General features: G+C 63.3%; 19 protein-coding genes. 9 read left to right on the forward strand and 10 right to left on the reverse strand.

All coding sequences use genetic code 11. The features are described 5' to 3' along the window. Together betB and RA20_RS13315 are read right to left on the reverse strand one after the other, a co-directional pair. Window positions 1-1,226: betaine-aldehyde dehydrogenase (gene betB, locus RA20_RS13310; protein WP_039129601.1), on the reverse strand; the 1,226-nt coding region annotated here is incomplete at its 3' end. Window positions 1,227-1,534: 308 nt separating this feature from the next. Further along, a complete protein-coding gene (locus RA20_RS13315) occupies window positions 1,535-2,743 on the reverse strand; it encodes a choline transporter (RefSeq protein WP_039129532.1) in 1,209 nt (402 codons plus the stop codon). 159 nt (window positions 2,744-2,902) lie between these two features. Between RA20_RS13315 and betI the strand changes: the two genes are divergently transcribed. Continuing rightward, window positions 2,903-3,478 (forward strand): choline-binding transcriptional repressor BetI, encoded by a 576-nt coding sequence (betI, locus tag RA20_RS13320; RefSeq protein ID WP_039129535.1) that lies wholly within the window; start codon window positions 2,903-2,905, stop codon window positions 3,476-3,478. A gap of 37 nt (window positions 3,479-3,515) precedes the next feature. Here betI and RA20_RS13325 read toward each other — a convergent pair whose 3' ends face one another. The 4 genes from RA20_RS13325 to RA20_RS13340 form a co-directional block, all read right to left on the reverse strand. Further along, window positions 3,516-4,514 (reverse strand): DUF1036 domain-containing protein, encoded by a 999-nt coding sequence (locus tag RA20_RS13325; protein ID WP_241482255.1) that lies wholly within the window; start codon window positions 4,512-4,514, stop codon window positions 3,516-3,518. A 76-nt stretch (window positions 4,515-4,590) separates the two neighbouring features. Next, complete coding sequence (locus RA20_RS13330) at window positions 4,591-5,511, reverse strand: DMT family transporter (RefSeq protein ID WP_052248999.1); 921 nt, start codon at window positions 5,509-5,511, stop codon at window positions 4,591-4,593. An 83-nt stretch (window positions 5,512-5,594) separates the two neighbouring features. After that, window positions 5,595-6,527 (reverse strand): pirin family protein, encoded by a 933-nt coding sequence (locus RA20_RS13335; protein WP_039129543.1) that lies wholly within the window; start codon window positions 6,525-6,527, stop codon window positions 5,595-5,597. A 98-nt stretch (window positions 6,528-6,625) separates the two neighbouring features. Beyond that, window positions 6,626-7,228: a LysE/ArgO family amino acid transporter gene (locus RA20_RS13340; protein WP_039129606.1), complete on the reverse strand. Its 603-nt coding sequence runs from the start codon at window positions 7,226-7,228 to the stop codon at window positions 6,626-6,628. Between the two features lie 101 nt (window positions 7,229-7,329). On the opposite strand from RA20_RS13340, the gene RA20_RS13345 reads away from it, so the two are divergent. From RA20_RS13345 to RA20_RS13355, 3 genes are all read left to right on the forward strand, one after another. Beyond that, a complete protein-coding gene (locus tag RA20_RS13345) occupies window positions 7,330-8,214 on the forward strand; it encodes a LysR family transcriptional regulator ArgP (RefSeq protein WP_039129545.1) in 885 nt (294 codons plus the stop codon). 15 nt (window positions 8,215-8,229) lie between these two features. Next, window positions 8,230-8,922, forward strand: coding sequence for a nitroreductase family protein (locus RA20_RS13350; protein WP_039129548.1), 693 nt, complete (start codon window positions 8,230-8,232; stop codon window positions 8,920-8,922). A 154-nt stretch (window positions 8,923-9,076) separates the two neighbouring features. Beyond that, entirely contained in the window at window positions 9,077-9,853 is a 777-nt protein-coding gene (locus RA20_RS13355; protein ID WP_241482256.1) for a COG3904 family protein, read from the forward strand. A gap of 180 nt (window positions 9,854-10,033) precedes the next feature. On the opposite strand, the gene RA20_RS13360 is transcribed toward RA20_RS13355, so the two are convergent. Next, window positions 10,034-10,774, reverse strand: coding sequence for a YebC/PmpR family DNA-binding transcriptional regulator (locus RA20_RS13360; protein WP_039129611.1), 741 nt, complete (start codon window positions 10,772-10,774; stop codon window positions 10,034-10,036). 123 nt (window positions 10,775-10,897) lie between these two features. Between RA20_RS13360 and RA20_RS13365 the strand changes: the two genes are divergently transcribed. The 4 genes from RA20_RS13365 to RA20_RS26310 all read left to right on the forward strand — a co-directional run bounded on the left by RA20_RS13365 (window position 10,898) and on the right by RA20_RS26310 (window position 15,879). Then, a complete protein-coding gene (locus RA20_RS13365) occupies window positions 10,898-12,673 on the forward strand; it encodes an SLC13 family permease (RefSeq protein WP_039129550.1) in 1,776 nt (591 codons plus the stop codon). 156 nt (window positions 12,674-12,829) lie between these two features. Then, complete coding sequence (locus tag RA20_RS13370; RefSeq protein WP_039129552.1) at window positions 12,830-13,642, forward strand: TIGR00282 family metallophosphoesterase; 813 nt, start codon at window positions 12,830-12,832, stop codon at window positions 13,640-13,642. A 211-nt stretch (window positions 13,643-13,853) separates the two neighbouring features. After that, window positions 13,854-15,632: an SLC13 family permease gene (locus tag RA20_RS13375; protein WP_039129554.1), complete on the forward strand. Its 1,779-nt coding sequence runs from the start codon at window positions 13,854-13,856 to the stop codon at window positions 15,630-15,632. Between the two features lie 115 nt (window positions 15,633-15,747). Next, window positions 15,748-15,879 (forward strand): hypothetical protein, encoded by a 132-nt coding sequence (locus tag RA20_RS26310; RefSeq protein ID WP_275041463.1) that lies wholly within the window; start codon window positions 15,748-15,750, stop codon window positions 15,877-15,879. A 26-nt stretch (window positions 15,880-15,905) separates the two neighbouring features. Here RA20_RS26310 and RA20_RS13380 read toward each other — a convergent pair whose 3' ends face one another. After that, entirely contained in the window at window positions 15,906-16,469 is a 564-nt protein-coding gene (locus RA20_RS13380) for a 5-formyltetrahydrofolate cyclo-ligase (RefSeq protein ID WP_039129557.1), read from the reverse strand. A 9-nt stretch (window positions 16,470-16,478) separates the two neighbouring features. Further along, window positions 16,479-17,867, reverse strand: coding sequence for a magnesium transporter (mgtE, locus tag RA20_RS13385; protein ID WP_039129559.1), 1,389 nt, complete (start codon window positions 17,865-17,867; stop codon window positions 16,479-16,481). A gap of 147 nt (window positions 17,868-18,014) precedes the next feature. On the opposite strand from mgtE, the gene guaD reads away from it, so the two are divergent. Then, on the forward strand, window positions 18,015-19,301 hold the full coding sequence (gene guaD, locus RA20_RS13390) for a guanine deaminase (RefSeq protein ID WP_039129562.1): 1,287 nt from the start codon (window positions 18,015-18,017) through the stop codon (window positions 19,299-19,301). A 64-nt stretch (window positions 19,302-19,365) separates the two neighbouring features. On the opposite strand, the gene RA20_RS13395 is transcribed toward guaD, so the two are convergent. Beyond that, the gene (locus RA20_RS13395) at window positions 19,366-20,700 is read right to left on the reverse strand and encodes an 8-oxoguanine deaminase (protein ID WP_039129614.1); all 1,335 of its coding nucleotides are present in this window, start codon (window positions 20,698-20,700) and stop codon (window positions 19,366-19,368) included. Between the last annotated feature and the right edge of the window lies 1 nt (window position 20,701).

A 20,701-nucleotide genomic window follows, 5' to 3' on the forward strand; every position in this document is an offset into this window, starting at 1 on the left:
CCGAACTCGGTGTCATTGGCGCGGGCGATCACCTCTTCCTCGGTGTCGAAGTCGAGAACGGACATGACGGGTCCAAAGATTTCCTCGCGGGCGATGGTCATATCGTCGGTCACATCGGCAAAGACGGTCGGTTGAATGTAGTAGCCGTCCATGTCGGCACGGGCACCGCCGCAGACAACGCGGGCGCCCTCTTCCTTGCCCTTTTCGATGTAGCCCAGCACGATGTTCATCTGGTTCTCGGTGACCATCGGGCCAAAGCTGGTGGCCTCGTCCATCGGGTCGCCGATCACGGCGTTGCCGGTGCGTTCGGCCAGGCGGGCCAGGAATTTCTCCTTGATGCCTTTCTGCACAAAGACCCGGGTGCCGTTCGAGCACACCTGGCCGGAGGAGTAGAAGTTGCCGTTGATGGCGCCGCCCACGGCATTTTCAACATCGGCATCGTCAAAGATGATCAGCGGCGACTTGCCGCCCAACTCCATGGTGACGTGCTTCATGCCTTCCGCTGCCGCGGCATAGACCTTCTTGCCGGTCGGAACCGAGCCGGTCAGCGAAACCTTGTCGACGCGCGGATCGGTGACCAGCGCGCCGCCCACCTCGCCCATGCCCTGGACGACGTTGTAAAGGCCTGCGGGCAGGCCTGCCTCATGCAGGATTTCGGCCACTTTCAGGGCGCAGAGCGGCGTGGTTTCCGAAGGCTTGAACACCATCGAGTTGCCGCAGGCCAGCGCGGGCGCGCCTTTCCAGCAGGCGATCTGGGTCGGGTAGTTCCAGGCGCCGATGCCGACGCAGAGGCCCAGCGCCTCGCGCACGGTGTAGACCCAGTCTTCGCCCATCGGGATGTGCTCGCCAGTGAGCGAGGCAGCCAGCCCGCCGAAATATTCCAGCGCGTCGGCGCCGGAAGTGGCGTCCGCCACCAGGGTTTCCTGCAGCGGCTTGCCGGTGTCATAGGTTTCCAGAACGCTGAGTTCGTGGTTGCGCTCGCGCATGATGTCGGCGGCACGGCGCAGGATGCGGCCGCGCTCGGTGCCGGTCATTTTCGCCCATTCTTTCTGGGCTGCTTTGGCGGTCGAAAGCGCCTGATCCACGATCGCGGGGGTGGCGGCATAGACGGTGGCGATCTGCTCGCCGGTGGCGGCATAGATCACCGGGATCGGGGTGCCGGCGGTGTCTTCGACATATTCGCCATTGATAAAGTGGCTGGCCTTGGGCTGAGCGGGATGGGTCATGATGCTCGGGTCCAATCTGTTCAAAGGTTTCAGCGCTGCCGCAGCAGCAATTTCAGGGTCGTGCTGGCTTGGCGGGCGATGCCGCCGCCGGTTTCGGATTCGGGCCTTTCCGCCAGCAGGCAGCAGGGTCCGGGAAAAGCGGCTCCGGGGCAACGCGCCGGATAGTATCCGGCAGCAGAGCCGCTTGTCGCGGACCTCCGCCTGGGTGGCGGAGTTGAAAGGCGCCTGGCAGGCCCGGAGGCACTGCCAGGCAGTTGATGGCTGAACCGACTATTCGGGGAAACAGAGATCCAGCCGGGAGACCGCCCTTAGTGGGCCGCCTTGATCTTTTCGAAGTCGAGCGTGTTTTCCTCGGGCGAGGCGTCGATGCTCATCACTTCGCTGCGCTTGGCGATCAGGATGTAGCCCAGGCAGGCCACGTAGATGCCGATCACCGCGGTGCCGATCCACTGGATCTGCAGCCACTGGCTCTGGAAGGCCAAGGTCAGGCCGAACAGAACCACGGCATTGCCGATCACATAGGGGATGGTGCCGAAGCGCTGCGCAGTCAGGTTCAGGTTGTCGGTGTAGAGGCGGATCAGCGAGTCAAAGGAGTTGACCACGAAGATGATGCCCACCGCGACCATCGAGACATTGATCAGCAGCGTCGTCTCAATGCTGTTCAGGTGGTAGTAGTAGAGCACCGAGAACCAGATCCCCAGCGGGATCGACGGGAACACCAGCAGCGCTGCCAGAACCTGCCAGGTGCGCAGGCCGCCAACAAAGCGCGAGGTGAACTGGCCGATCATGATCGACCATGCGAACCACCAGAACAGGTAGAACTCATGATAGTCGGTCAGCGGCAGGATGAACTTGTGGATGTTCGCGAAATAGCCGCCGATGTTGGAAGCGGTGTCCGCAAAGGCACCCAGGCCCATGCCGGCATAAGCCCACATGCCGAGGATCAGCGCCAGGAACAGGCCGGTGGAGCCCACCGACAGGATGCGCACATACTTGATGTCGGTCGAGGAGAAGGCGGCAAACAGGATCACCAGGAAGGTGATGACGTAGAAGGCCGGGATCACGCTTTCGCCGTCGCCCATGAAGGTGGCGTAATACGGCAGGTAGACCAGGAACAGCGCACCGGTGAAGGCGCAGGTGCCGATGATCACGATGTTGTTGATCAGCTTCACCAGCGGGATCTCAAAGAACTTCACCCGCGGCTCGATCACACAGAAGTAGAAGGTGGTGAGGAAGTAGAAGCCCCAGATCAGGAAGCCCCAGAATCCGAATTCCAGCGCCAGCGGGTTGGTGAAGCCATAGGCCGGGTTTTCTTCCACATTTGCATAAAGCGGGAAATCCCAGGCCAGCGGGAACATGATCAGGCCCACGTCCAGACCGGACGTGAACAGAATTGCGATGAAGGTGAAAAGGTGAACGGGGGTCACGCCGACATTGCGGACGTTCCACCACTTGATCACGCAGAACGCCACCAGCGCAAAGGCCAGCAGAATCCCGAACGAGATGATTGCAGTCATATGTCCCTCCCATTTGCGGGCGGTTCCCGCCCCAAGACATGGGACGGGTACATAACACAGGAGTCTGTTCCGCCAAATGATTTTTTAAATGATCATTCAAGAAATCATTTCACGCGAACAACAGTTGAAACGGCGGCCCAATTGCCGCACTACTTTACCATGAGCAGGAAACGCATCCGGGACATCCGAAACGAAGAGCTGATCGAGGCCACCATCATTGCTGTGCACGAACGCGGCTATGGTGTTGTGACCATGGCGGAAATTGCCAGGGAGGCCGGCGCCTCCGCAGCGTCCATCAACTATTACTTCGGCTCCAAGGAAGGGCTGATGGAAGCCACCATGCGGCATCTTCTCAGCAAGCTCCGCAAGGCAATGACCGAAGGCTATGCAACCGCACGGACCCCGCGGGAGCGGCTTTATGCGGTGATGGATGCGAACTTTGCCGATACGCTTTATACCGTTCCGCAATGCAGTATCTGGATGCAATTCTGGGCAAACGCCCCCTATTCACCGCGGCTGAGCCGCCTGCATCGAATCAACCGGGCGCGGGTGCGCAGCCATGTGCTGGCAGAGCTGCGGACAGTGCTGCCGGAAGATCAGGTTGAGACCGCGCGCCAGGCACTGCAGTGCTACATGGATGGTGTCTGGCTGCAGGCGGCGCAATCCGAGAGTGCGCTAAACCCCGCCGCCGCGCGTGCTGCAGCGCACCGGGTGGTGGATCTGGTGATCCCCTGAAACATCTCTGAAACTCTGTGAAACACGCCCTGGCGGTTCAGGAGCCCTTAGGGCGGCGGTAGATAAGCCGGGTGCCGCGCGGCAGGTACACCAATGCAAGCTCCTCTGCGGTCAGGGCTTGGATGCGGTAGCACAGGCTGGTGCCGCGTTCCCGGTCCCAGGCCATCAGGAAGTCCCCCGACTGCTCGACCCCGCGGCAGCTGCCCTGGACCGAAACCAGCTCTGGCGGCATCCGGCTGCCCTGATAGCTGCTCTGCCGGACGGATCCGGAAATGACGAATCTGTCCTGTGGATCTTGCGCCGATGACCACTCCCCCTGCATTTGCTGCAGCATCCGGTCGAACCGGTTTGGCTGGCGCGGTGCAACGCTGCGCAAAACCAGCTCTCCATACGCGTCAAGGGCTGAGGTCAGCAGCCCGTCGACAAACAGCGGCGCGCCGCTTTGCAGGCCCTGAAGATAGGCAAACTGAGGGGTAGCGAAACCGCTGCCGCCTTCGGTGCTGAGCTCCATCCCGCCGGCGACAAACCGGCACCGTACGCGGCCCTCGGCCCTGAGTTGGGCACAGCCTTGAAAGACCACCTCTGCCGCGTAAGCCTGATGCGCCCCGGCCGCTGCTTCCGGAAGCGCCGCAGCGTTGCGCTGCGAGCGGGTGCTGAGCAGGATCTTGTGCCCTTCCGCGTCAACGCGGGCCTTGGCAAAGCCCTGCTTCGCATAGCCGCGGCTCGCGCATTTCTTGTTTCCCTTGATCCGGAATCCGCCGGAAGCGGTGCAAAAGCGGATACCGTCGTCGCGGAATCTGTGCCCCGGGCTTTCCGCACGGTAATAGAAGTACTTGCCCTGGTGCCCCTCAGGCACCGCCGCCCGGCAGTCGCCGGGCCGAAGCGGATGCCAGCCGTTTGTCACCCAGCCTTCATCGCCGCGCGAGCTGACAGCCAGATTATGAAGCTCACTGGTATCATTGCAGATGCTGACAGCAGCAAAACCGGCCTGCGGAACAGTGAGGGCCGCGGTCAGCAGCAGTGGGAGCCAATACATCAGCGCCATTCATAGCCCCCCTTACCCTCCTGTAAGGGCTGGAGGGTATTCTGGGTTTGTAACAATTATAAGACGATTAGACGTCAGTTACATTACCGGAAGGTGTAGCGGCTCTCTTTTTTATCATGGCTTCACGCCAGGAGATAAAGCTGACAGCCGCCAGGATCAGGCCGCCTCCGGACATGACCCAGATGTCGGCAGGCTCGCCGAATGCCAAGGCACCCAGCAAGGTCGCCCAGACCAATTGCAGGAAGGTGACCGGCTGGGTCACGGCCACCGGGGCGGCGGCAAAGGCAAGCGTCATTGTGTAATGGCCCGCAGTGGCAAAGCAGGCAACGCCGAACAGGATAGCGGTTTCCGCCAGGGTCGGCGGCACCCAGACAGCCCAGGCAAACGGCGCCAGGCCGATTGTGACGAAGATAGAGAGCATCGCCACAACAACCGCCGGGCTGTTGCTGCCGACGGTGAATTTGGCGATCAGATAGGAGGCGCCGAAGGACACAGCGGTGAACAGCATGGCAATATGGCCGGGGGAGACCTCGCGGAATCCCGGGCGCAGGATGATCAGCGCGCCAATCAGCGCCACCGCGATGGCGGTGATGCGGCGGAAGGCCAGCTTTTCGCCCAGGAACAGCGCCGCGCCAAGGGTGACATAGACCGGCGACAGGTAGTTCATCGCGGTGACTTCAGCCAGGGGGATCTGGGTCATGGCGTAGAACCACAGGATGACCCCGGCAGTATGCACCACGCCCCGGCCGGCAAACAGTGACCAGAGCCGCGGCGTCAGGCGCGCCTTGCGCAGGGCGCCGATCATCGGGATCAGGAAGACCAGCCCCAGAAGATATCGCAGAAAGGCGCTTTCGGCGGGCGGGATGCGGCTGCCAAGATGCTTGACCAGCGCCGTCACCGCCACAAAGCACAGGCCGGTTACCACCATCCAGAACACTCCCTTCAGAGGGTTTTGGGCGGCTTGGGAGGCTGTGGCTGGCTGGCTCATGGCGGTGACAGAACACCCGTTCGGGTCCAGGCGCAAGGCTTCACATGTGAATTATTTCCAGGCACCCGCCGGCAAGGCAGCGATCAGGGCAGCGGAATGAACTCCTGGTCGTCGCCCGGCGGCAGCTGAAAGCGGCCGTGCTGCCAGTCGCCTGCAGCCCAAGCCTCCTTGGCAGCCTCGATCCTGTCGCGCGAGGAGGCGACGAAGTTCCACCAGATGTAGCGCGGCCCGTTCAGCGTCTCGCCGCCCAACGCCATCAGCCGGGCGCCCTGCCGGCCTGCGGTCACTGTGATTTCGTCTCCTGGCCGGAATACCATCATCCGCCCCGCCTCAAAGGTTTCGCCGGCGATCTGCACCGAACCCTGGGTGACATAAAGCCCCCGGTCCTCGTGATCGGAAGGCAGCGGCAGCTTGGCGCCGGGCTGCAGAATCGCATCCGCATAAAAGGTTTCTGAATAAAGGGTTACAGGCGCTTTCTCACCCCAGGCGGAACCAAGGATCAGGCGCACCTCCTTGCCTTCTCCCTCAAGGAAAGGCAGCGCCTCCTGCCCGTGATGCTCGAAGGCGGCTGGGGTGTCCTCATGGCTTTCCGGCAGCGCGATCCAGGTCTGGATGCCGAACAGGCTGCTGGGATTCTGCCGGGTCGCGGCAGACGTGCGCTCGGAATGGGTGACACCTTCGCCTGCGACCATCCAGTTCACCTCGCCTGGGTAGATCATCTGATGGGTGCCTAAGGAGTCGCGGTGCTCAAACTCACCCTTGTAGAGGTAGGTGACAGTGCCCAAGCCGATATGCGGATGCGGGCGCACGTCGATGCCCTGCCCGGTCAGGAATTCGGCGGGGCCGGCCTGATCGAAGAAGATGAAGGGGCCGACCATCTGTCGGCGCGGGGCGGGCAGCGCGCGGCGGACCTCAAAGCCGCCAAGGTCGCGGGCACGCGGGATGATCACGGTTTCGATTGCGTCCAGGCTGCCCGCGTCGGGGCATTGCGGTTCCAGGGCCGGGTTCCAGCTCATCTTTCCCTCCTCTTGGCGGTTCTGAAGGAAAGGTAGGCTGTTTATGCGCAGGCGTAAGGCCGACCCGCGCACAGGCGCTGTTCATAGGGCGCTGTTCTTCACATCAGCAGGAGCTTGGCGGCAATTGCCCACATGGTGAGGCCGACAATGGCGTCCAGCACCTGCCAGGCGCGCGGGCGGGCAAAGACCGGGGCCAAAAGGCTGGCGCCATAGCCGAGCGAGAAGAAGAAGCTGAAGCTGGCGATGGTTGCGCCGGCCGCAAAGACCAGCGGTTCGGGGTATTGAGCCGAAATCGAGCCCAGCAGCACCACGGTATCCAGATAGACATGCGGGTTCAGCCAGGTGAGCGCCAGCACGGTGGCCAGCACTGGCAGCAGCGCCGCCCCTGCCCCCTCCTGCGCGGCCTCCAGGGTTTCGCCGCCCTTCCAGGCGGCGCGCAGGGCACGGGCGCCGTACCAGATCAGGAAGGCGGCGCCGCCCAGGCGCATGGCCTGTTCGAACCACGGCAATGCCAGGGCCAAAGAGCCAAAGCCCAGCACGCCGGCAGTGATCAGCAGCGCATCGGAGCCTGCGCAGGTGAGGCAGATCCAGAACACATGCTGCCGCCGCAGCCCCTGGCGCAGGACAAAGGCATTCTGGGCGCCGATCGCCATGATCAGGCTCAGGCCGAGGGCAAATCCGGCAATCAGGCTTGGCGGCAGGCTGAGGGGCATTGCAGTCTCCATTGTTGTGCTGGGGTTTGACTACTGCCTCCACGGGCCTTAATCCAGTTAAAGAGATTAACGTCAGATTAGAGTTGCTAATGCAAATGGATCCCAGCCAATTGGCAGCGCTGAGCGCGGTTCTGCGGCTTGGCTCATTTGAGGCGGCGGCGCATTCCCTGCGGGTGACGCCCTCGGCCATTTCCCAGCGGATCAAGGCGCTGGAGGACCGGATCGGCGCAGCGCTGGTGCTGCGGGGGGCGCCCTGCACCGGCACCGCAGCAGGGCTGCGGCTGGCCAAACACGCCGAGGACATCGGGCTATTGGAGGCGCAGCTGGCGCGCGAGCTGGCCTTGGAGGGCGGCTCCGGCCCGGTGCGGCTGCGGATTGCGGTCAATGCGGACAGCCTGGCGAGCTGGTTCATCCACGCCATGGCCGAAGTGGAGGGGGTGCTGTTCGATCTGGTGGTGGATGATCAGGACCACAGTGCCGAGTGGCTGAAGCGCGGCGAAGTCTCGGCAGCAGTGACCGCAAGCGCCCGGCCGGTCACAGGGTTTGACGCCTATCCCCTGGGCGCGCTGGACTATGCGGCGACGGCCAGCCCTGCGTTCATGGCGCGCTGGTTTCCGGACGGGGTAACGGCAGAGGCCGCAGCGCGCGCACCCTGCATGATCTTTAATGCCAAGGACCAGCTGCAGCGGCTATGGCTTGATCGGAATGTGGCACCGGGGCTAGCGCCGCCAGCGCATTTCCTGCCCTCGACCCAGGCGTTCATTGACGCCGCCGCTGCAGGCCTAGGCTGGGGCATGAACCCGCTGGCGATGGTAGAGGAGGATATCCGCTCCGGCCGGCTGGTGCCGCTGATTGCTGGTACGGCGCTGGCGGTTCCGCTCACCTGGCAGGTCTCCCGTGTGATGGCCCCGGCACTTGCAGAGGTGACCCTGGCAGTGCAGAAATCTGCCAAGCAGTATTTGACACAAGACTGATAGGACTTCCCGCAGATGTTTGCCAAAGACGCCCTGAGTTACGAGCCGCTCCCCCTGCCCGACCGGGCCGGGTATTCCGACGCGCAGATGCGGGAAAAGGCAGCAGAGTTCCTTGCCCATATGCGGCGGCGGCACACGGTTCGGGATTTCACGGACCAGCCGGTGCCGCGGGAGGTGATCGCCGATTGCATCCGGGCCGCCGGAACCGCCCCCTCGGGCGCCAACCATCAGCCCTGGTTCTTTGCAGCGGTCTCGAACCCTGCTTTGAAGGCGCGGGTCCGGGAAGAAGCCGAAGAAGAAGAGCGCAAATTCTATGCGGGCGGCGCAGGAGATGAGTGGATCAAGGCGCTGGAGCCGATCGGCACCGATGCGGACAAGCCGCATCTGACCACTGCGCCCTGGCTGATTGTGGTCTTTGCCCAGCGCTGGGGGGAGTTCGAGGATGGCACAAGGTTCAAGAACTACTACGTGCCCGAAAGCGTGAACATCGCCACCGGCGTTTTGCTGACGGCGCTGCATACGGCAGGATTGTGCACCTTGACCCATACGCCGAACCCGATGAAGTTTCTGAATGGCGCACTGGACCGGCCGGCGTCGGAAAAGCCCACCATGATCATTGCTGTCGGCCATCCGGCGGCAGATGCATCCGTGCCGTCGGTGGCCAAGCTGAAGAAACCGCTGGAGGAGATCGCCGCATTTGTAGAGTAACGCGCATCCCCGGGCGCCGGAAAATTCGAATTTTCCGGCCAATTTTCTTGCAAGAAAATTGCACCGCTTCCGGCGGGCGGCGCGGCTGATGCCGCAGGCCGGGTCCCTCCGCCGCAGCCTGGCCCTGCAGGTTCTTGCGCCGCGGGCAGCTGTCGTGGCTGCTTGGTTGGCGATCAACCAGTGGCTCAAGCTGCCAGTGCCGCTGGCATTTGCTCTGATAGCGGCAGACGGGGGATTTCTGCTGTGGCAGTTCCGCACTTTCCAGCGCAGTGCCGATGGCCATGTGCGCAGCACCGGGGCAATGGCACCGGTCTGGGGCGGCTATTTGGTGATATTGTTTGCGGGATTTGCCGCAGTCACCCTGTGGTGGGATGCGCTGCTGATTGCCAAAACCGAAGAACCAACCGGCCTGCCCTATGCCGAACAGCAGCGGCGGGCGCGTGAAGCGCTTTACACCCTGACGGTTTCCCCGGACGGGCAGATTCTCGTCTTTGAGGGCGAAGTGACCTTTGGCCTGACCAAGCGGCTGACTCGGATTCTGGCAGAGTCTCCCGGGTTGCAGCAGTTTGCGCTCACCAGCCCTGGCGGGCTGATCGCGGAAGCCCGCGGTGCCGCAAAACTGATCCGGCAGCATGGCCTGGAAACGGAAGCAGCGGGGCTCTGCGCCTCAGCCTGCACCCTGATATTTGCCGCAGGCACCCGCCGCCGCCTGGGTCCGGACGGAGCACTCGGATTTCACAGCTATGCGCTGCAATTCGCAACCGGCCTGCCACAGATTGACCTGCAGCAAGAGCAGGAAAAAGATCGCGCCTTTTTGCTGCGCCAGGGAGTCAGCCCGGAGTTCGCAGCCCGGATTTTTGACGCCGGGCACACGGAACTGTGGCGGCCGGAGCGGCAGGAATTGCTGGCGGGCGGGGTTCTCACGGAGTGAGAATGCCCTATGCCGCCGGATAGGACCGGCAGCATAGGGCTGGCAAACTGGACTGGCTGGGGGCGCTGCCCCCTCGGTCTGACGGCCTTACCCCGGAGTATTGCAGGCCGGCATGAAGCCGCGAAAAAGAAAAAGCCCGCCGGGGAGGCGGGCCTTGGTTTGTGTGATTTGCGGTGCAGATCAGAGCTGCGCCATCACCTCGTCTGAGGCTTCGAAGTTGGTGGTGACGCGCTGCACATCATCGTCGTCTTCCAGCGCATCCACCAGTTTCATCAGCTTCTGCATGCCTTCCAGGTCCAGCTCGGTGGTGGTGCTCGGTTTCCAGACCAGCTTGGTCGACTCGGATTCGCCCAGCTCGGCCTCAAGTGCGTTCGACACATCGTTGAGGTCGGTATCGGCGCAATAGATGATGTGGCCGTCTTCGGAGCTTTCCACATCCTCGGCGCCGGCTTCGATGGCCGCCATCATCACGGTGTCGGCGTCGCCCACGGAGGCCGGGTAGCTCACCTCGCCCTTGCGGTCGAACATGAAGCCAACCGAGCCGGTTTCACCCAGATTGCCGCCGTTCTTGGAGAAGGTGGAGCGCACGTTGGAAGCGGTGCGGTTCTTGTTGTCGGTCATCGCCTCGACGATGACGGCCACGCCATTGGGGCCGTAGCCTTCGTAGCGGATCTCGTCATAGTTTTCTGCGTCGCCGCCAACGGCCTTCTTGATCGCGCGTTCAATCACGTCCTTGGGCACGGATTGGCTCTTGGCTTCCTTCACCGCCAGACGCAGGCGCGGGTTCTTGTCGGGATCAGGGTCGCCCATCTTGGCGGCCACGGTGATCTCCTTGGCCAGCTTGGAAAACAGTTTGGACCGCGCCGCGTCCTGACGGCCTTTGCGGTGCTGAATGTTTGCCCATTTTGAATGGCCTGCCATGGTGCATCCTTGCTGCTGAAATTTCGAATTTGCGCCCATATAGCCCGCGCCGCCGCCGGCTTTCAAGCGCCCCTGCCCCGCCATCCCCCTTGTTCCGCGGGGTTTCACGGCTAAGCTGGCGGCATGACATACGACCAAGCCGTTTTATTTGCGTTATTTGCTGCCGTCTTTGCCCTGCTGCTGTGGGGGCGTTTCCGTTACGATCTGGTGGCCTTTGCCGCGCTGATGGCGGGGGTGGTTCTGGGTGTGGTGCCCGCGGGGGAGGCTTTTGCCGGCTTCGGGCACCCGGCGACTTTGGTTGTAGCGCTGGTGCTGATTGTCTCGGCCGGGCTGGTGCGCTCAGGCGCGGTATTCCTGATCACCCGCACGCTGGTGGACAGTGCCAGGGGCCTTGGGGCGCATATCGCGCTGATGGGCGGGGTTGGCGCAGTACTGTCTGCCTTCATGAACAACGTGGCAGCGCTGGCGCTGCTGATGCCAGTGGACATTCAAACCGCAAGGAAGGCCGGCCGGGCGCCGGGCCTTAGCCTGATGCCCCTCTCTTTTGCCACCATCCTGGGCGGCATGGCGACGCTCATCGGCACGCCGCCCAATATCATCATCGCCGCGATCCGCGAAGAGACCCTGGGCGAGCCCTTCCGGATGTTCGACTTTGCCCCGGTGGGCGGGGCTGCGGCCCTGGCGGGACTGGCATTTGTGGCGCTGATCGGCTGGCGGCTGATCCCGGCACGGGAAAACGCGGCTGGTGCCTCTGAAGCACAGCTTGCGCCTTATATGGCAGAGCTGACCGTGGGCGAAGGCTCGGATCTGATCGGCAAGCGGCTGGGAGAACTGGACGAGGAGGCAGAAAAAGCGGATGTGGCAATCCTGGGTCTGATCCGGGATGGCAAACGGCGGTACGGGCGGTCCGCGGCAGCCCTGCTGAAGGAAGGCGACACGCTGGTGCTGGAAGCCGAGCCTGAAGCCCTGGACGAGTTCCGCAGCGCACTGAAACTGGATTTCGCGGATGCCGCCCGGCAGGAAAAACTGACCGCCGCCGGGGACGGGCTGGAACTGGCCGAGGTGGTGGTGCCGGAAACCGCCCGCATCCGCGGCCGCAGCGCCCAGTCCATCGGGCTCGCCTGGCGGCAAAGCGCAGTGCTGCTTGGGGTGTCGCGCCAGGGCCGCCGGATCACCCGGCACATCCGGCAGACCGAAATCGAGGCCGGCGACATCCTGCTGCTGCTCTGCCCGCGCGGGCGCAGCGCGGATGTGACGGACTGGCTCGGCTGCCTGCCGCTGGCGGAACGCGGGCTAGCGGTGACGGCAAATGACAAAACCTGGGCGGCGATCGGACTGTTCGCCGCCGCGGTGCTGGCGGCCTCGGTCGGCCTGCTGTACCTGCCGGTGGCCCTGGGGCTGGTGGCCATCGGCTATGTCCTGCTGAAGATCCTGCCGGTGGCGGAGATCTATGACCATATTGAATGGCCGGTTGTTGTGCTGCTGGGCTCGATGATCCCGCTGGGCGCGGCGTTGGATGCGTCCGGCGGCACCGCGCTGATTGCCAATGCTCTGACCGGCCTCACAGCCGGGTTGCCGGCCTGGGCGGTGCTGACCGTGCTGATGGTTGTCACCATGACCTTGTCGGATGTGCTGAACAACACGGCAACCGCCATTGTAGCTGCCCCAGTCGGCATTCAGATGGCCGAGACGCTCGGCGTCTCTCCGGACCCTTTCCTGATGGCTGTGGCCGTTGCAGCATCCGCGGCGTTCCTGACCCCCATCGGCCACAAGAACAACACGCTGGTGCTGGGACCCGGCGGCTACCGCTTTGGCGATTACTGGCGGATGGGCCTGCCGCTGGAAGCACTTGTCATTGCCGTGTCCATCCCGGCCATCCTGGTGTTCTGGCCGCTGTAGCGGGCAGCCCAAAACTTTTCGGCAAAAGTTTTGGCAAAATCCTTCACAAGGATTTTGACCGCTGCGGGTCGGCGACAGCGCCGGGAGAGCGGTTGAATTGCGTCCTGCGGCGGGGCGGGCCTTGTCCTGACCGGCACAACCGCGTACCACGGCGCAATGCGAATTCTGTTTCTTGGCGATGTGATGGGCCGCGCCGGGCGCCGTGCCATTACCGAAACCCTGCCGCGGCTGCGCGAAGAGTGGCGGCTCGATTTTGTTGTGGTGAACGGTGAAAACGCCTCCAATGGCATGGGGCTGAGCGGCGAGCACGCCAAGCTGATGCTGGATGCCGGCGTTGACTGCCTGACGCTGGGCGACCATGCCTTTGACCAGAAGGACATGCTGCAGTTCATCGAGAAGGAGCAGCGCATCATCCGGCCATTGAACTTTGCCAAGGGTGCGCCGGGCCGCGGTTACCGGCTGTTCCAGGCACCAGGCGGGCGCAAGGTGCTGGTGGTGCAGGTTCTGGGCCAGGTCTTCATGAAGCGGGCCTTTGATGATCCCTTCGGCGCGGTCGAGGCGGTTTTGAAGTCGCACCCGCGCGGCGGGCTGGCCCAGGCCATCATCGTCGATATGCATTGCGAGGCCACCTCGGAGAAGATGGCCATGGGCCACTTCTGCAATGGGCGCGCTTCGCTTGTGGTGGGCACCCATACCCATGTGCCGACGGCCGATGCGCAGATCCTGTCCGAGGGCACAGGCTATCTGACCGATGCAGGCATGTGCGGCGACTACAACTCAGTCATCGGCATGGACAAGGCGGAGCCCATGCGCCGGTTCCTGACCGGCATGCCGAAATCCCGCTTTACCCCTGCAAATGGCGAAGCCACCCTGTCTGGCGTGTTTGTTGAGACCGATGACCGCACCGGTGCCGCCAAGCAGATTCGCATGGTGCGCAATGGCGGGCTGCTGCAAGAGGCCGCGCCCTGAGCACGGCCCGGGTTCTCCTGAAGGCGCACAGCGCGGGAGGATTTATCCGCGGAAACGCTGTTTGTTGTAAAAAGTCCTGAAACCACCCGGCTGCGGGCCGGGCTGCACGGAATTTCTTGCTCAGCTCAATGGTTTCAGGGAGACTGCGCGATGGCGGAGCGCCTCCGGGCGCTTTGGACCGCCGGAAACAATATGGGCATAGTCACGGTATATGCAGTTCTTCCAATTAGGTGACACCGGCAGCGCGTTCCTGGCGATAGCCATTGTCCTGGCCATGTTTGTGGCATTCCTGCGGGAAACCTATCCGACCGAGGTGGTTGCCCTGACCGGCGTGGCTGCAATGCTGGCCACCGGGGTTCTGCCCTATGACCAGGCGCTGCCGGTGCTGGCCAACCCGGCGCCCTGGACCATTGCGGCAATGTTCATCATCATGGGCGCCCTGGTGCGCACCGGGGCGCTGGATGCCTTTACCCAGGTTGCCAAGAAGCAGGCCGAGGTGAACCCAAAGCTGGCCATAGCTTTGCTGATGGCCTTTGTTGTGGCCGCGTCCGCCGTTGTGTCGAACACCCCCGTGGTGGTGGTGATGATCCCGGTCTTCATCCAGATCTCCCGCACCTTGAACCTGTCGGCCTCCAAACTGCTGATCCCGCTCAGCTATGCGGCGATCCTGGGCGGCACGCTGACGCTGATCGGCACCTCGACCAACCTGCTGGTCGATGGTGTGGCCCGGGCTCAGGGGCTGGCTGCTTTCAGCATCTTCGAAGTGACCCCCCTTGGACTGATCCTGGTGGTCTACGGCATGGTGTATCTGCGCTTCATTGCCCCGAAGCTGCTGCCTGACCGCGACAGCATGGCAATGCTGCTCAGCGACAAATCCAAGATGAAGTTTTTTACCGAGGCCGTGATCCCGCCGGACAGCAACCTGATCGGCCGCGAAGTGACCGGGGTGCAGCTGTTCAAACGCCCGGGCGTTCGCTTGATCGACGTGATCCGCGGCGATGCCTCGCTGCGCCGCAACCTCAAAGGGGTGGAACTGCAAGTCGGTGACCGGGTGGTGCTGCGAACCAAGATGACCGAACTGCTGAGCCTGCAAAGCAACAAGGAGCTGAAGCGGGTGGACCAGGTTTCGGCCGTGGAAACCGAGACGGTTGAAGTGCTGATCACCCCGGGCTGCCGCATGGTCGGCCGTTCGCTGGGGGCGATGCGCCTGCGCCGCCGCTACGGGGTCTATACGCTGGCGGTGCACCGGCGGAATCAGAACATCGGCGTGCAGCTGGATGATCTGGTGGTGCGGGTTGGCGATACCCTGCTGCTGGAAGGCGCGCCGGCCGATATCCAGCGCCTGGCGGCGGATATGGATCTGGCAGATGTCTCGCAGCCGACCCAGCGTGCCTACCGCCGCAGCCATGCGCCGATTGCCATCGTGTCCCTGTTTGGCATCGTGCTGCTGGCAGCCGCAGGGATTGCACCGATCCTGATGCTGTCCGTCTTTGCCGTGGCACTGGTCTTTGTGACCCGCTGCATCGACGCCGACGAGGCGTTCTCTTTCATTGATGGCAGCCTGCTGGCCCTGATCTTTTCCATGCTTGCTATCGGGGCAGCGCTGGAGAGCTCCGGTGCGGTAGAGCTGATCGTCAGCGCCATCGCGCCCTTCCTGTCGATGCTGCCGCCCTTCCTGCTGGTCTGGGCCGTGTATCTGCTGACCTCGGTACTGACCGAGCTGGTCTCCAACAATGCGGTGGCGGTTGTGGTGACCCCGATTGCCATAGGGCTGGCGCAGGCGATGGGCGTGGATCCGCGGCCGCTGGTGGTGGCGGTGATGGTGGCGGCCTCGGCCTCCTTTGCCACCCCGATCGGCTATCAGACCAATATGCTGGTCTATGGTCCGGGCGGCTATAAGTTCAGCGATTTCCTGCGGGTCGGCATTCCGTTGAACCTGAGCGTTGGATTGCTGGCCTCGCTGCTGATCCCGTTTTTCTGGCCGCTCTGACCCGGGTTGCAGCATCTGCACAGACGGCGGGTTTCCGCCGTCTGCGCCACCGTTTACGTGAAATTATGAAAGCCATGCCCAGATGACACAGGGAGCGTGTTCACAGGGGGAAATAATGGATTTCAGAAAGCTGTTTTTGATCGCAGTGCTGGCGGGCTCCACTGCCATTGCACTGGTGTCGCAAGCCTGGGCCGGACAACGGGTTTTGCCACTACCGGCCGCAGCAAGCGAAGCAAAACCCTTTTGAACGGGTTTTGCCTCCAGCCCTGAAGATCAGCGGCTGAATTGGAGAATACGGGTTTCGGTGACCATCATGTCCAGCGGCTGGTCAGTGGGCTCCAGCGGCAGGTCTTCGGCTTCCTGGCCGTCAAAGGCAAAGCCAATCGCCAGGGTTGCCCGTTTGCTGCGCAGCAGCTCCAGCGTGCGGTCATAGAAACCGCCGCCATAACCAAGCCGCCCCCCCTTGGCGTCGAAGGCAACCAGCGGCACCACCACGATTTCCGGCTCAAAGAAATCATCCACCTCAGGTACCCGGGCACCGAAGGGACCGTCGCGCATGGCGCCTTCCGGCTGCCAGCGGCTGAACTTCAGCGGCATCCCCTCGCCCATGATCACCGGCACCCCCACCGGGCCATGCGCCGCGGCTTCCGCCATCACTGGCAGCGGGTCAATCTCGGTGCGGATCGGCATGTAGCCTGCCAGCGGCACGCCGCGGTAGCCGGCCAGCACCTCGGCCAGATGGCCTGCCACACCTGGCAAGTTGCGCGCGTGCGCTTCCTTGCGGCGGGCAAAGGCAGCTTTGCGGGCGGCGGCTTTGATCTCGGTCAGATCGGTCATGGCTCTCTCCTACAGCAATACGGCGGCGGCCAGGCCCAGAAAGGCAAAGAAGCCGACCACATCGGTCACGGTGGTCACAAAGGCGCCGGAGGCCAGCGCCGGGTCGATGTTCATTTTCTCAAGTAGAACCGGGATCACTGTGCCTGCCAGCCCGGCCACGACCAGATTGATCACCATCGCGACGGCAATCACACCGCCGAGCATCGGCGAGCCGAACCAGGCGATGCCGACAATCCCCATCACCACCGCAAAAATCAGCCCATTGACCAGCCCCACCAGCACTTCACGGCGGATCACCCGCCAGACGTTGGAGCCTGTAAGGTCGCGGGTGGCAATGGCGCGCACGGCAACGGTCAGCGACTGGGTGCCGGCGTTGCCGCCCATCGAGGCGACAATCGGCATCAGCACCGCAAGCGCCACGATCTGGGCAATCGCGGCCTCAAACTGGGCAATCACCAGCGAGGCCAGCACCGCAGTCACCAGGTTCACCGCCAGCCAGGGAAAACGGCGCTTGGTGGTCTCAATTACCTTGTCCGCCAGCGAGCTTTCCTCGCCGACACCGGCGAGGCGCAGGATGTCTTCCTCGTGCTCCTCGTCCAGCACCGCCATGGCGTCGTCGATGGTGATGACCCCGACCAGCCGCCCCTCTTCGTCCGTCACCGGTGCCGAGATCAGATGGTACTGGTTGAAGGCATAAGCCACATCTTCCTCGTCCTGGTCGGCCGGGATCACCTGAAAGGTTTCTTCGACCAAATCCTTCAGCGGCACCTCGCGCTTGGCGCCCATGATCCGGCCCAGGGTGACATTGCCGATCGGATGGGTGCGCGGATCGACCAGAACCATGTGGTAGAACTGCTCAGGCAGATCGTCAGACTCGCGCATGAAATCAATGGCCTGGCCGACGTTCCAATGCTCGGGCGCCATCACCACCTCGCGCTGCATCAGGCGGCCGGCGGAGTTTTCAGGGAAGCTCAGCGACTGCTCGACCGCAACCCGGTCGGCATCTTCCAGCACATCCAGAATGGCTTCCTGCTGCGGCTCCTCCAGGTCTTCCAGAAGGTCGACGACATCGTCGCTTTCCAGCTCCCGCACCGCCTCGGCCAGAACCGCCGGGTTGAGGATGCCGATCACCTCTTCGCGGATGCTCTCATCCAGTTCCGAGAGAATATCGCCGTCGAACTCGCGGTCATAAAGCCGGATCAGGTCTTCCCGTTCCTGCGGGCTGACCTGTTCCAGAAGGTCGGCGATGTCAGCTGCGTGCAGGTCTTCCAGCAGCGCTGTCAGCTCAGTCTGGTCGCCGCGCTCAACCGCGTCGCGGACCTGGGCCACCAGGGTGCGGTCCAGATCGTAGGCATCGTCCTGAGACAGGTCGCCGGTGATATTGTCGCCGCTGCTCATGTGATGCCCCCCGGAGTATTTTCTTGCGTGATTGCCTGCAAAATAGAAGAAGCGCTAACCGGAAAACAACGGCAATGGGCCAATTTACCGGAGCTTGAGGCGCGGGTATCCTGAGCACGGCGCATTTGCAAGGAAAGGCTGGACGGAATGGCTGCAGAATACATTCTAAAGGGGCAAGTGCTGTCTTTTTCCCACTCCCCCTTCAGCGGGGAACGCCCGGAGGACGCCGCCCGGCTGGATGAGGCCGTGGGATTGAGCGGAGACAAGGTGGCAGGCACCGGCACCCTGGCAGAAATGCAGGTGCTGCTGCCCGGGGCCCTGATTGTGGATTACGGCCCGCACCTGATCATGGCGGGATTTGTCGATGCCCATGTGCATTACCCGCAGACCGCGATCATCGCCAGCTGGGGCAAGCGGCTGATCGACTGGCTGAACAGCTACACCTTTCCGGAGGAGATGCGGTTTGAGGACCGCGCCTATGCGGATGAGATTGCCAGCCGCTATCTCGACCTGACGGCTGCGCATGGCACCACAACGGTTTGCAGCTATTGCACAATTCATCCCGAAAGCGTGGATGCATTCTTCGCCGCGGCACAGGCGCGCGGGCAGCGGGTGGTTGCCGGCAAGACCTGCATGGACCGCAATGCCCCGGACGGTCTGCGGGACACGGCGCAGTCGGCCTATGACGGCTCGGAGGCGCTGATCGGGCGCTGGCACGGGGTGGACCGGCTGGAGTATGCCATCACGCCGCGGTTCTCGCCGACCTCCTCGCCGGAGCAGCTGGAGGCGATGGGGGCGCTTTGGGCCGAACATCCGGAATGCCTGATGCAGACGCATCTGAGCGAGCAGACCGATGAGATTGCCTGGGTCCGGGAGCTTTTCCCGCAGGCGCGGGACTATCTTGATACATACGAGGAATTCGGGCTGCTGGGCGCCAAGGGGCTGTATGGCCATGCGATTCATCTGGAAGAGCGCGAACGCCACCGGCTGCGGGAGTTTGGTGCTGCTCTGGTGCATTGCCCGACATCAAATACCTTCATCGGGTCCGGCTTGTTCGACATGACCGGGCTGATGGCAGAGGGGCAGCGGATCGGGCTGGCGACGGATACCGGCGGCGGATCGAGTTTCTCGATGCTGCGCACCATGGCAGCGGCTTATGAAATCGGCCAGTTGCGCGGCACGCCGCTGCACACGGCGCAGCTGCTGTGGCTGGCAACACAAGGGTCGGCCGCAGCACTTCGGATGGATGCCAAGATTGGGAATATTGCGACAGGCATGGAGGCGGATCTGGTGGTGCTGGATCTCGCCTCAACCCCGGCGATTGCACAGCGGTCTGAGCGGGCGGGCGATCTGTGGGAAGCGGTTTTCCCGACCATCATGATGGGAGACGACCGGGCGGTTGCCGAGGTTTGGATCAGCGGCCGTCGGGTTTAGGAGAGGCGCTAGCGCGCCTCTGCCTCCGGCGGGAGTATTTTCGGCAAGATGAAAGAAGGAAACTTCAATCCATCAGCCGCTGCGCCAGCCGGCTGTGGCGCTCCAGCAGATGCGGCATGTCCAGGGTGGCCATTTCGCCGTTGCGGACGATCTGCCTGCCCTCAACAAACAGATGCTTGACCTGAGTGGGGCCGGCCAGCAGCAGCGCGGCGGCGTCCCAGCTGCCGCTGGAGGCGACGCCCCTGGTATCCCAGATGGCGATATCCGCGCGTTTGCCCGGTTCCAGACGGCCGCAGTCGGGGCGGCCCAGCACATCGGCGCCGCCTCGGGTGGCGATTTCCAGCGCTTCATAGGCGCTCATCGCGTCGGCACCGTTTGCAACCCGCTGCAGCAGCATCGCCTGGCGCGCCTCGGCGCTGAGGCTGGCCATGTCGTTGCTGGCTGAACCGTCCACGCCCAGGCCCACCGGCACCCCCGCATCGCGCATCGCGCGCACCGGCGCGATGCCGCTGCCCAGGCGGCAGTTCGAACAGGGGCAATGGGCGACGCCGGTTCGGGTTCTTGCAAAAAGATCAATCTCTTGCCCGTCGAGCTTCACGCAGTGCGCATGCCAGACGTCATCGCCGGTCCAGCCGAGCTCTTCTGCGTACTGGCCTGGGCGGCAGCCGAAGTTGGCCTCGGAATAGGCGATATCCTCGTCGTTTTCCGCCAGGTGCGTATGCAGCATGACGCCCTTGTCGCGGGCCAGGATGGCGGCGTCGCGCATCAGCTCGCGGCTCACAGAGAACGGCGAACACGGGGCCAAACCGACCCGGACCATGGAGCCTTCCGATGCGTCGTGGAAACTGTCCACCACCCGGATCATGTCGTCCAGAATGGCGCGTTCGTTTTCGACCAGACTGTCCGGCGGCAAGCCGCCGTCGCTTTCGCCGATGCTCATGGCGCCGCGGGTCGGGTGGAAGCGCAGGCCGACCTCGCGGGCGGCGTGGATGGTGTCCTCGAGCCGGGCGCCGTTGGGGTAGAGGTAAAGATGGTCGGAGCTGAGAGTGCAGCCCGACAGCGCCAGCTCGGCCAGGCCAAGCTGGGCAGAGACGAACATCTCGTCGGGGCCGAACCGCGACCAGATCGGGTAGAGACGCTGCAGCCAGCCGAACAGAAGCGCGTCCTGGGCGCCGGGTACTGCGCGGGTGAGGTTCTGGTAGAGGTGGTGGTGGGTATTGACCAGACCGGGCGTTACTACGCAGCCGCTGCCGGAAACGATGTCGCCTGCGGTTTCCAGCCCCTGCCCTATGGCCGCGATCTGCCCCTCGCGGATCAGCACATCAGCGCCATGCAGCACTTTGCGCGTGTCATCCATCGTCAGGATGGTGTCCGCATTTTGAATCAGGATTTCTGCCATT

Source organism: Leisingera sp. ANG-Vp (assembly GCF_000813725.1).
Classification (GTDB): domain Bacteria; phylum Pseudomonadota; class Alphaproteobacteria; order Rhodobacterales; family Rhodobacteraceae; genus Leisingera.